The following is a 10,233-nucleotide window of genomic DNA, read 5'->3' on the forward strand; positions in this document are numbered from 1 at the left end:
CCCCCCCCCCCCCCCCCGGGGCCCGAGCGGCCCGGCGCGAAGCGCCGAGAGCGGGCAGACATGAGCATCACTGCGGCGTCCGGGTTCGCCGCGGGTGGGCTCGCGAGCGGGATCAAGCCGTCAGGCGCGCCCGACCTCGCGATCGTCGCCACCGCCGACCATGCAGCGGTGCCTGCCACGGGCGTGTTCACGTCCAACCTCGTCGCCGCCGCGCCGGTGCAGATCAGCCGTACCCATCTGCACGACGGTCGCGCCGCCGCGGTCGTGCTCAACTCCGGCAACGCAAACGCGGCAACCGGCGAAGCGGGAAGGCGAGACGCGCTTCGCATGGCGGAGCTCACCGCCGAGTCGCTCGGCTGCGCGCCGCGTGACGTGCTCGTGTGCTCGACCGGCCTCATCGGGATCCCGATGCCGATGGAACCGATCGAGGCGGGGATCCCGAAGCTCGCGACCGCGCTCACTGCCGATGCCGCGGGTGGCGCCGCCGCTGCCGAGGCCATCCTCACCACCGATACCGTGCGCAAGGAGACCGTCCAGCAGGTCGAGCTCGCCCACGGCGTGGTTGCCACGATCGGCGGCATGGCGAAGGGTGCGGCGATGCTCTCGCCGGCGATGGCCACGATGCTGGCCGTGCTCACCACGGACGCCGCCGTCGACCCGAGCACGCTGCGCACGATGCTCGCGAGCGCCGTAACCAACTCGTTCAACAGCCTCGTCGTCGACGACTGCACCAGTACCAACGACACCGTGCTATTGCTCGCGAGCGGCGCGCTCGGCAACCCGCCGATCACTCGATCCGGCCGCGCCTACGAAGCGTTCGCCGATGCGCTCGCGGCCGCGTGCGCCGATCTCGCGCGCCAGATGGCGGCGGACGCGGAGGGCGCCACGAAGCTCGCGACCATCGTCGTGCGCGGCGCCCGTTCCGCGGCCGAGGCGCGTACCGCGGCGCGGGCGGTGGCCCGTAGCCAGCTCGTGCAGTGCTCGCTGTACGGCAACGATCCCTACTGGGGCCGGGTGTTGTCCGAGCTCGGAGCGAGCGGCGCCCGCTTCGACCCCGAGCGCGTCGACATCTCGTATCAAGGCGTCGAGGTGTGTCATGACGGCATTGCCGCGCCGCACGACTCGGCGGCACTCGCCGAACTGATGGCGGGCAAGGACATTTCGATCGAGTGCGACCTCCGCGCCGGCACCGGCGACGCCACCGTGACCTTCACCGACCTGACCCACGCGTATGTGGACGAGAACATGGGGACCTCCTGATGGACGCCAAGGAGAAGGCGGCGATCCTGGCGGAGGCGTTGCCGTACATCCAGGAGTTCTCCGGCACGACCGTCGTGGTGAAGTACGGCGGCCACGCCATGGAAGACCCCGCGCTCGCCGATCTGTTCGCTCAGGACGTCGTGCTCATGCGCTACGTCGGTATGAACCCCGTCGTCGTCCACGGCGGCGGTCCCCAGATCACCGAACTGATGCAGCGCCTCGGGAAGGAACCCCAGTTCGTCGACGGGCTGCGGATCACCGACGCCGAGACCGTCGACATCGTGCGCATGGCACTGGTTGGCAAGGTCAACCGCGAGATCGTCGCTTCGGTCAATCGCCACGGCTCGTACGCGGTCGGGCTCTCGGGTGAGGACGCCGGCCTCATCATGGTGTCGATGCGCGACGAACGCCTCGGATTCGTGGGCGACGTGTCGAGCATCGACCCGTCGATCGTGGTGCGGCTGCTGAACGAGGACCTGATCCCGGTGATCGCCACGATCGGCGTCGACGAGACCGGTCAGGCTTACAACATCAACGCCGACACCGTTGCCGGTGCCATCGCCGAGGCTCTCGACGCGGAGAAGCTCGTCTACCTCACCGACGTCGCCGGCCTCTACGCCGACTACCCCGACGAGTCCACACTCATCTCCGGCATTGACGTTGCGGGGCTCGGGTTGCTGGAGGCCGAGGGCAAGGTTTCGGAGGGGATGATCCCGAAGGTCCGGTCGTGTGTCGACGCGCTCAACAACGGTGTGCGGCGCGCCCACATCCTCGACGGCCGCGTGCCGCACGCGCTCCTCCTCGAGTTCTTCACCCGTGAGGGAATCGGCACCATGATCGAACGGGAGTTGAAATGACGACGTTCGACGACATCGTCGCGCTCGACGCCGAGCACGTGATGCAGACCTACGGCCGTCAGGCCGTCGCGTTCGTACGCGGCGAGGGCGTTCGACTCTGGGACAGCGAGGGCAAGGAGTACCTCGACTTCCTCGGCGGCCTCGCGGTCACGTCGCTCGGCCACGCGCACCCCGCGGTCGCCGACGCGGTGGCCGAGCAGGCGCGCACGCTCCTCCACGTGTCGAACCTCTACTACAACGACGTCCAGCCGCAGGTCGCGGCGCGCCTCGACGCGCTGCTCGGCGGCGGCGGCCGTGTGTTCTTCGCCAACTCCGGTGCCGAGGCCAACGAGTGCGCGATCAAGCTCGCGCGCCGCTACGGGCAGGCCCACGGTGGCCCGGACCGTTACCACGTGATCTCCGCGTACGGATCCTTCCACGGCCGCACGCTCACCACCCTCGCCGCCACTGGCCAGCCCCAGAAGCAGGAGGTGTTCCAACCGCTCCCGGTCGGGTTCCGTCAGGTCGAGTTCGGTGACGTGGACGCGCTCGCGGCCGCGATGGACGAGCGCGTCACCGCGGTGATGCTCGAAGCGATCCAAGGCGAGGGCGGTGTGATCGGCGCGCCCGACGGCTACCTCGCGGCCGTACGTGCGCTGTGCGACGAGCGCGAAGCATTGATGATCGTCGACGAGGTGCAAGCGGGCCTCGGCCGTACGGGAAAGTGGTTCGGGTTCCAGCATGCGGAGGGCGTGCGGCCCGACATCGTCACGATGGCGAAAGCGCTCGGCAACGGCGTCCCGATCGGCGCGTGCTGGGCGCGCGACGACGTCGCGTCTGTCTTCGCGGCCGGCGACCACGCTACGACGTTCGGCGGTCAGCCGCTCGCCGCGCGCGCCGCGCTCACGGTGCTCGAGGTCATGGAAGCGGAGGACGTACCGGCGCTCGCGACGCGGGCGGGGGAGCGGCTCACCAAGGCGTTGCTCGCGCTGCCGGGTGTGGCCGACGTGCGCGGTGCCGGCCTCCTGGTTGCGGCGGAGCTCGCTCCCGGGATCGAGTCGGGCCCGGTGGCCGCCGCGTGTCTCGAAGCCGGTCTCGTCCTGAACGCGGTGACCCCGACGGCACTTCGGTTGGAGCCGTCGCTGCTCGTCACCGACGACGAGATCGACGCCGCGGTCGCGATCCTCGAACGCGTCCTGGCCGAGAGCGGGCAACGGCCATGAGCAGCTTTCTCGAGATCGACGATCTCACACCCGCCCAATTCGTGGCGCTCCTCGACGCGGCACTGTGCTGGAAGCGCGAGCCCGCGCAAGTACCGAAGGTTCTCGACGGCTTGGGCGCGGCACTGCTGTTCGAGAAGCCGTCGGCGCGCACGCGCACGTCTACGGAGATGGCGGTGGTCGGGCTCGGCGGTCACCCGATCTACATCCGGCCCGACGAGGTGGGGCTCGGTGTACGCGAGCCCGTCGCCGACGTCGCCCGCACCCTTGCCGGCTACTGCGCGGTGATCGCGGCGCGCGTGTTCGACCACGAGACGCTCGAAGAGATGGCGCACGCGGTCGACGTGCCCGTGGTCAACTTGCTCTCGGACCGCGCCCATCCGTGTCAGGCCCTCGCCGACTTCCTCACGCTGCGCGAGCTTCTCGGCGACCTCGAAGGTCGACGGCTCGTGTTCGTGGGTGATGGCAACAACGTTGCTGCGTCGCTCGCGTTCGCGGCCGCGCTCTCGGGGGTGGAGCTCACGGTGGCCTCACCGCCGGGCTACGAGCTCGACGACGACACGGTCGAGCGCGCCCGCAATCTCGGTGGCGCGATCGAGCTCACCGCCGATCCCTTCGAAGCAGTGCGCGGCGCCGATGCCGTGTATACGGACGTGTGGACGTCGATGGGGCAGGAGGAGGAGTCCGCGATCCGGCGCGCCGCGTTCGAGGGCTACACGGTCGACGAAACGCTGATGGCTGTGGCGGGAGAGCAGGTGTGGTTCCTGCATTGCCTTCCTGCGCACCGCGGTGAAGAGGTGTCGGCCGAGGTGATCGACGGTCCGCGTTCCGCAGTGTGGCAGCAGGCCGCGAACCGGATGGACGCCGCCCGCGCGCTGCTGGCGGAGCTGTGCGCGAACGAAGAGGACACTCGATGACGCTCGGCCGGCCCCAGCGCCAGCACCGCATCGCGCGACTCCTCGAGGAGCAGGCGATCTCGAGCCAGGCCCAACTCGTGGAGCTGCTGGCTTCCGACGGCGTCGTGGCCACCCAGGCCACGGTGAGCCGCGACCTCGAGGATCTCGGCGCGGTCAAGGTGCGGATCCCGGGTGGCGCGATGGCGTACGCCATCCCCGAGCACGCCAAGGAGGGCAGCGCGCCCGACGACCACCTACGCCGCGTGATGGGCGAGTTCGTCGTGGAGGTCGCGTACAGCGCGAACCTCGTGATCTTGCGGACGCCGCCCGGCTCCGCGCACGTCGTGGCGTCGGCGATCGACCGCGCCGGTTTGCCCGGCGTGCTCGGTACCGTCGCCGGCGACGACACGATCCTGGTGGTGTGCTCGGAGCACACGGGTGGCACGCAGATGGCTGCCGAGCTCGGCGCGCTCGCCGGGTTGTAAAAGGAGCTGAATTGTCATGGCGAAGCGTGTGGTGCTCGCGTACTCGGGTGGTCTCGACACCTCCGTCGCAGTGAAATGGATCGCGGAGGAGTGGGGCTGCGAGGTGGTGGCCCTCTCGGTCGACGTCGGGCAAACCGCAGATGACGACCTGGACACGATCCGCGAGCGTGCGCTCGCCGCGGGCGCCGTCGACGCCGTGGTAGTCGACGCCAAGCGCGAGTTCGCCGACGACTACGTGGCGCCGGTCATCCGCGCCAACGCGCTGTACGAGGGCAAGTACCCGCTGGTCTCCGCACTGTCGCGGCCCGTGATCGCGCGGCACCTCGTACGCGCCGCGCGTGACTTCAACGCCGACGCCGTTGCCCACGGCTGCACGGGAAAGGGCAACGACCAGGTGCGCTTCGAGGTATCTGTGCGGGCGCTCGCGCCCGACCTCGACGTGCTGGCACCGGTGCGCGTCTGGGGCTTCACGCGCGCGGACTCGATCGACTACGCCGCCCGCCACCACATCCCGATCAAAGTGCGCAAGGACAGCCCGTTCTCGATCGACGAGAACCTGTGGGGTCGGGCCATCGAGTGCGGGGTGCTCGAAGACCCGTGGGCCGCACCACCCGTCGAGATCTACGCGCTCACCAACAACGCCGACGGGCACGCGCTCGACCCGTGGGAGCTGGTGGTGGGGTTCGAGCAAGGGATTCCCGTCGCCCTCGACGGCACGACGATGCCGCTCGACGAGCTCGTCCTCGCGACAACCGCCAAGGTCGGCCCGTACGGGTGGGGGCGCGTCGACATGGTGGAGAACCGGCGCGTCGGCATCAAGAGCCGCGAGAACTACGAGTGCCCGGGCGCGCTCGCGCTGCTGCTCGCGCACGCCGACCTCGAGTCGATCACGCTCGAGCGCGACCTCATGCGCGAGAAGGCCCGATTGGAACCTCGCTACGCGGAGCTCGTCTACGACGGCCTGTGGTTCTCCCCGCTGCGTGAGGCGCTCGACTCGTTCATGGCCAGTTCGCAGCGGCACGTCACCGGGGAGGTGCGGCTGCGGCTCGAACCCGGCAGCTGCACGGTGTCCGGACGACGGGCCGTACGCGGCCTCTACAGCCACGACCTCGCCACCTATGACGCGTCGGACACGTTCCGCCATCAGGACGCAGAGGGTTTCGTGCGGCTGTGGGGGCTCTCGGTCGAGACCTGGGCTCGCGAGCAAGGCGGGCCGGAAGTCTGATGACCCTCTGGCACGGCCGCTTCACCGACGCTCCCGCCGACGAGCTGCTCGCTTTCACCCAGAGCCTCTCGTTCGACCGGCGCCTCGCACCCGACGATGTCGCGGGTTCGCGCGCGCACGTTGCGATGTTGGCGCGCACCGGGTTGCTCGCCGAGGAGGAGGCGTCACTCGTGACGGCCGCGCTCGACCGGGTCGAGATCGAGCTCACCGACGGCACGTTCGCGTTCGCACCCGAAGACGAAGACATCCACACCGCGATCGAGCGTCGTGTCACCGAGCTCGCCGGGACCGCCGGCGCGAAGCTCCACACGGGCCGCAGCCGGAACGACCAGGTGGCCACCACGCTGCGGTTGTTCCTGAAGCGCGAGGGCGCCGACGTGGCGCGCCGGGTGCACGGTCTCCAGGAAGTGCTGCTCGAGCGTGCCAAGGCAGCCGGAGCCGACGAATATCTCCCCGGTTACACGCATCTCCAGCGCGCTCAGCCGGTACTCCTCGCCCACCACTTCCTCGCGCACTTCTGGGCGTTCGCGCGCGACGTCGACCGTTGGCGCGACGCGCTCGCGCGTGTCGACGTGTCGCCGCTGGGCGCCGGCGCGCTCGCCGGCTCCAGCCTGCCGCTCGACCCGGATAGCGTCGCTCGCGAGCTCGGCTTCGCACGGCGCTTCGACAACTCGCTCGACGCGGTGTCCGATCGTGACTTCGTGGCCGAGGCCCTCTTTGTCCTCGCGCTCACGCAGGTGCACCTCTCCCGCCTCGGTGAGGAGATCGTGCTCTGGTCGAGCGAAGAGTTCGGGTTCCTCCGTCTTGCCGACGCCTACAGCACCGGGTCGTCGATGTTGCCCCAGAAGAAGAATCCCGACATCGCCGAGCTCGCACGCGGCAAGGCGGGACGACTGATCGGCAACCTCACCGGGTTCCTCGCCACGCTGAAGGGTCTCCCGCTCTCGTACAACCGCGACCTGCAGGAAGACAAGGAGCCGCTGTTCGACGCGCTCGACCAGAACCGGCTCGCGCTCGTCGCGATGTCGGGGCTGCTCGCCACTGCCGAGCTCGTGCACGACCGCATGCGCGCGGCGGCCGACGCGCCGGCGTCTGCCGCGGTCGATCTCGCCGAGTGGCTCGTCGAGCGCGGCATGCCATTCCGCGACGCGCACGCGCGCGTCGGCGCGTTGGTGCGGCAGACGTACGAGCGCGGTGTGCCGCTCGACGAATTAGTGATGACGGAGCCCGACCTCGGGCCCGACGTACTGCCGCTCCTCGAGCCCGGTTCGGCGATCGCGCGGCGCACTACGCCGGGAGGCGCGGGCGCGGCGTCGGTCGCCGCGCAGCTCGACGCTGCGACGCTGCGCCTCGGCGAGCAGGCGCGCTGGCTCGGTTGAGCGAGCGTCGCGAGCCGGGTATCCCGGCGAGCAGCGAGCGTGGCCCCAGCGGCCCGGCGGCGCAGCCGCCGAGAGCCGCGCGGTTGCACCGCTCGCTGCCACGCTCGTTCTACCGGCGCGACGCGCGCGAGCTCGCGCCGCTCGTCCTGAACAAGCTGTTGGTACGCACGGAGCCCGGTGAGCCGCGTGTGGCCGCGCGCATCGTGGAGGTGGAGGCGTACTGCGGCTCGGAGGATCCCGCGAGTCACGCCTTCCGCGGCATGACCAAGCGCAATGCCACGATGTTCGGCCCGTCCGGTCGCCTGTACGTGTACTTCACCTACGGGATGCACTGGTGCGCGAACGTCGTCGCCGAGGCGTCAGGCGACGCGTCGGCGGTGCTGTTGCGCGCCGCCGCGCCTGTCGACGGCGTGGAGCTGATGCGCACGCGTCGGGTGAAGGCCCGCCGCGATCGCGAGTTGTGCGCGGGACCGGCGCGGCTGTGCCAGGCGTTCGGCCTCACCGGAGCGTTCGACGGCACCGACCTCACGCGCGGCCAGCTGCGCATCGTCGACGATGGTGTCCCGCCGCCGCGTGTGCCGATCGTCACCACGCGCGTCGGGCTCCGCGCGGGCGAGGGTGACGAGTCCCCGTGGCGATTCCTCGTGCCCGGAGACCCGCATATCAGCCGCGGTCCGCGCCCGGCTGCCGGGTAGCGTTTCTTCGAGATGGCCACGGTCGACGAGCAGTTCACCGTCCTCGCGGCGGGCGCCGTCGACCTGATCGGCGAGGCCGAGCTGCGCCGCAAGCTCGAGTCCGGCCGACCGCTCCGCGCCAAGCTCGGCCTCGACCCGTCGAAGCCCGACATCCACATCGGTCACGCGGTCGTCCTGCGCCGGCTGCGCGACTTCCAGGAGCTCGGGCACACCGCGGTGCTGATCGTCGGCGACTTCACCGCGCAGGTGGGTGACCCGTCGGGCCGTTCAGCCACGCGCCCCGCGCTGTCGAGCCAGGAGGCCGACGAGAACGCAGCCACCTACTTCGAGCAGGCGCAGCGGGTGCTGCTGCCCGACAACCTCGAGATCCGGTACAACTCGGAGTGGCTCGGCACGATGGGCATCGACGACGTGCTGCGCCTCACCGGGCGTGCCACCGTGGCCCGCATGCTCGAGCGTGACGACTTCGCCAAGCGGTTCGCGAGCGGCACGCCGATCTCGGTGATGGAGCTGCTGTACCCGCTGCTCCAGGCGTGGGACTCGGTGATGGTGCAGGCCGACGTCGAGATCGGCGGTACCGACCAGCTCTTCAACTTCCTCGCCGCGCGCCCGATCCAGCAGCACGAGGGCCAGGACCCGCAGGTTGTGCTCACCATGCCGCTGCTCGTCGGGCTCGACGGCAAGCAGAAGATGTCGAAGTCGCTCGACAACTACGTGGGGATCACCGAGCCACCGGGCGAGCAGTACGGGAAGGTGATGTCACTGCGCGACGAGACCATGCCGGAGTATTTCGCGCTCGCGACCGGATGGCCCGACGTTCGAGTCGCGGAGGTCAGCGGAGCACTCCAATCGGGAGAGATCACCCCGCGCGACGCCAAGCGCTTGCTGGCACGCACTGTGGTCGATCTGTACCACGGCGAGGGCGCAGGCGCGGAGGCCGAAGCCGAGTTCGATCATGTGTTCGTCGCCCACGAGATCCCCGACGACGTGCCCGACGTGCCGATCCCTCCCGATGACGTGCGCGAGGGTCGCGTGCGCGTGGCCACGCTCGTCGCCCGTGCGTTCCCGAAGGCGGTTCCGTCCAACAAGGAAGGGCGGCGGAAGATCCAGCAAGGCGGCGTGCGCCTCGACGGCGACGTGGTCACCGACGCCGACTTCGAGGTCGCCCCCGCCGACGTCGACGGGAAGCTCCTGCAACTCGGCCGCCGCAACTGGGCCCGCTTACGGGCCTGAAATCACCGGATCAGGCCGTTCGCGCCTAGAAGAAGAGGGCCAGGCTGAGCACCGCACCGAACACGAGCAGGCAGATCACGGCCACCGCGCCCCAGAACATCCAGCCCTTGCCCGAGACGCCCATGTTCGCCATCACGGCGCGTTGGTCCTCGTGGAGCGCGTAGTCCCGCTCGGGCTTCGTGCCGACCTTGGGCTGGTGCTTCCGGCCCTTGCGCTTCATCCCGCTCGATCCCATCGGGCGAGATGCTACCCGCAGCGCCCGAAATACGGCCCGATGGCTTGCAGATGCGGCATCTGGCCCATACAATCCCCAGTCCGCCCCCGGTGCTCTGCACCGGAGGCTTTGACACGGACGCCTCTCGCCGGCCCTCGCGGCCGACCCAAGTGAGACACGAGGCGAGAGGTGAGTGTCGGTTCGGCGCTTGCAGACCCGCCACCCGGGTATCACCGGTGGACGGCTCTGGCGTCGAACAGCGGCTCCTTGAAAACGGAATAGTTGACGCCAAAAGCCAGTGCGGGCGTGTCGCGAGACACGTCACCATTAATTCCGCACGGTGACGCTCTTCGGGGCGCATCGTGCATAGTTGCCGGAACGGGGCAGTGACCCGATCCGGCAGCTCTTCATGATCGAAGGCCAGCTTGCCGCTTCGCAGTGGTGAGATGGTCGAGATCTCGATGGAGAGTTTGATCCTGGCTCAGGACGAACGCTGGCGGCGCGCTTCAAGGCATGCAAGTCGAACGAGAAACCCGGGCTTGCCCGGGTGGAGAGTGGCGAACGGGTGAGTAACACGTGAGGAACCTGCCCCGAAGACCGGGATAACGCCGGGAAACTGGTGCTAATACCGGATGCCCTCGCTGGATCGCATGGTCCGGCGAAGAAATGGATTCCGCTTCGGGATGGCCTCGCGGCCTATCAGCTAGTTGGTGGGGTAACGGCCCACCAAGGCAGCGACGGGTAGCTGGTCTGAGAGGATGTCCAGCCACACTGGGACTGAGACACGGCC

General features: G+C 69.5%; 10 protein-coding genes and 1 rRNA gene. 10 read left to right on the plus strand and 1 reads right to left on the minus strand.

Annotated features, from left to right (window positions below; translation table 11 throughout):
- Window positions 1–60: 60 nt before the first annotated feature.
- Genes argJ through tyrS form a run of 9 tightly spaced genes read left to right on the plus strand, consistent with a single transcriptional unit; the run spans window position 61 to window position 9,229 of the window.
- A complete protein-coding gene (gene argJ, locus WD271_09195; protein MEX1008003.1) occupies window positions 61–1,260 on the plus strand; it encodes a bifunctional glutamate N-acetyltransferase/amino-acid acetyltransferase ArgJ in 1,200 nt (399 codons plus the stop codon).
- Window positions 1,260–2,117: an acetylglutamate kinase gene (gene argB, locus WD271_09200; protein MEX1008004.1), complete on the plus strand. Its 858-nt coding sequence runs from the start codon at window positions 1,260–1,262 to the stop codon at window positions 2,115–2,117. The genes argJ and argB overlap by 1 nt, the downstream gene beginning before the upstream one ends.
- Window positions 2,114–3,319, plus strand: a complete 1,206-nt coding sequence (locus WD271_09205) for an acetylornithine transaminase (GenBank protein ID MEX1008005.1) — start codon at window positions 2,114–2,116, stop codon at window positions 3,317–3,319. The genes argB and WD271_09205 overlap by 4 nt, the downstream gene beginning before the upstream one ends.
- Window positions 3,316–4,233, plus strand: coding sequence for an ornithine carbamoyltransferase (argF, locus tag WD271_09210; protein ID MEX1008006.1), 918 nt, complete (start codon window positions 3,316–3,318; stop codon window positions 4,231–4,233). Before WD271_09205 ends, argF begins: the two co-directional genes overlap by 4 nt.
- Window positions 4,230–4,697, plus strand: coding sequence for an arginine repressor (argR, locus tag WD271_09215; protein MEX1008007.1), 468 nt, complete (start codon window positions 4,230–4,232; stop codon window positions 4,695–4,697). Before argF ends, argR begins: the two co-directional genes overlap by 4 nt.
- Window positions 4,698–4,713: 16 nt before the next feature.
- Window positions 4,714–5,922, plus strand: coding sequence for an argininosuccinate synthase (locus WD271_09220; protein ID MEX1008008.1), 1,209 nt, complete (start codon window positions 4,714–4,716; stop codon window positions 5,920–5,922).
- Window positions 5,922–7,301 (plus strand): argininosuccinate lyase, encoded by a 1,380-nt coding sequence (argH, locus tag WD271_09225; GenBank protein ID MEX1008009.1) that lies wholly within the window; start codon window positions 5,922–5,924, stop codon window positions 7,299–7,301. The genes WD271_09220 and argH overlap by 1 nt, the downstream gene beginning before the upstream one ends.
- Entirely contained in the window at window positions 7,298–7,996 is a 699-nt protein-coding gene (locus tag WD271_09230) for a DNA-3-methyladenine glycosylase (GenBank protein MEX1008010.1), read from the plus strand. The genes argH and WD271_09230 overlap by 4 nt, the downstream gene beginning before the upstream one ends.
- A gap of 12 nt (window positions 7,997–8,008) precedes the next feature.
- Window positions 8,009–9,229 (plus strand): tyrosine--tRNA ligase, encoded by a 1,221-nt coding sequence (gene tyrS / locus WD271_09235; GenBank protein ID MEX1008011.1) that lies wholly within the window; start codon window positions 8,009–8,011, stop codon window positions 9,227–9,229.
- A gap of 25 nt (window positions 9,230–9,254) precedes the next feature.
- Here the strand turns inward: tyrS and WD271_09240 are convergent, their stop codons facing one another.
- Window positions 9,255–9,464 (minus strand): hypothetical protein, encoded by a 210-nt coding sequence (locus tag WD271_09240; GenBank protein MEX1008012.1) that lies wholly within the window; start codon window positions 9,462–9,464, stop codon window positions 9,255–9,257.
- A gap of 437 nt (window positions 9,465–9,901) precedes the next feature.
- On the opposite strand from WD271_09240, the gene WD271_09245 reads away from it, so the two are divergent.
- Window positions 9,902–10,233: ribosomal RNA gene (locus tag WD271_09245) — 16S ribosomal RNA — on the plus strand; the annotation flags it as partial.

The organism is Acidimicrobiia bacterium, from assembly GCA_040880805.1.
In the GTDB taxonomy this organism is placed as follows: Bacteria; Actinomycetota; Acidimicrobiia; order IMCC26256; family DASPTH01; genus DASPTH01.

Excerpts from the sequence above, each read along its gene's own strand:
- argJ (MEX1008003.1), top strand. The coding sequence starts at position 61 with ATGAGCATCACTGCGGCGTCCGGGTTCGCCGCGGGTGGGCTCGCGAGC.
- argB (MEX1008004.1), top strand. The coding sequence starts at position 1,260 with ATGGACGCCAAGGAGAAGGCGGCGATCCTGGCGGAGGCGTTGCCGTAC.
- WD271_09205 (MEX1008005.1), top strand. The coding sequence starts at position 2,114 with ATGACGACGTTCGACGACATCGTCGCGCTCGACGCCGAGCACGTGATG.
- argF (MEX1008006.1), top strand. The coding sequence starts at position 3,316 with ATGAGCAGCTTTCTCGAGATCGACGATCTCACACCCGCCCAATTCGTG.
- argR (MEX1008007.1), top strand. The coding sequence starts at position 4,230 with ATGACGCTCGGCCGGCCCCAGCGCCAGCACCGCATCGCGCGACTCCTC.
- WD271_09220 (MEX1008008.1), top strand. The coding sequence starts at position 4,714 with ATGGCGAAGCGTGTGGTGCTCGCGTACTCGGGTGGTCTCGACACCTCC.
- argH (MEX1008009.1), top strand. The coding sequence starts at position 5,922 with ATGACCCTCTGGCACGGCCGCTTCACCGACGCTCCCGCCGACGAGCTG.
- tyrS (MEX1008011.1), top strand. The coding sequence starts at position 8,009 with ATGGCCACGGTCGACGAGCAGTTCACCGTCCTCGCGGCGGGCGCCGTC.
- WD271_09240 (MEX1008012.1), bottom strand. The coding sequence starts at position 9,464 with ATGGGATCGAGCGGGATGAAGCGCAAGGGCCGGAAGCACCAGCCCAAG.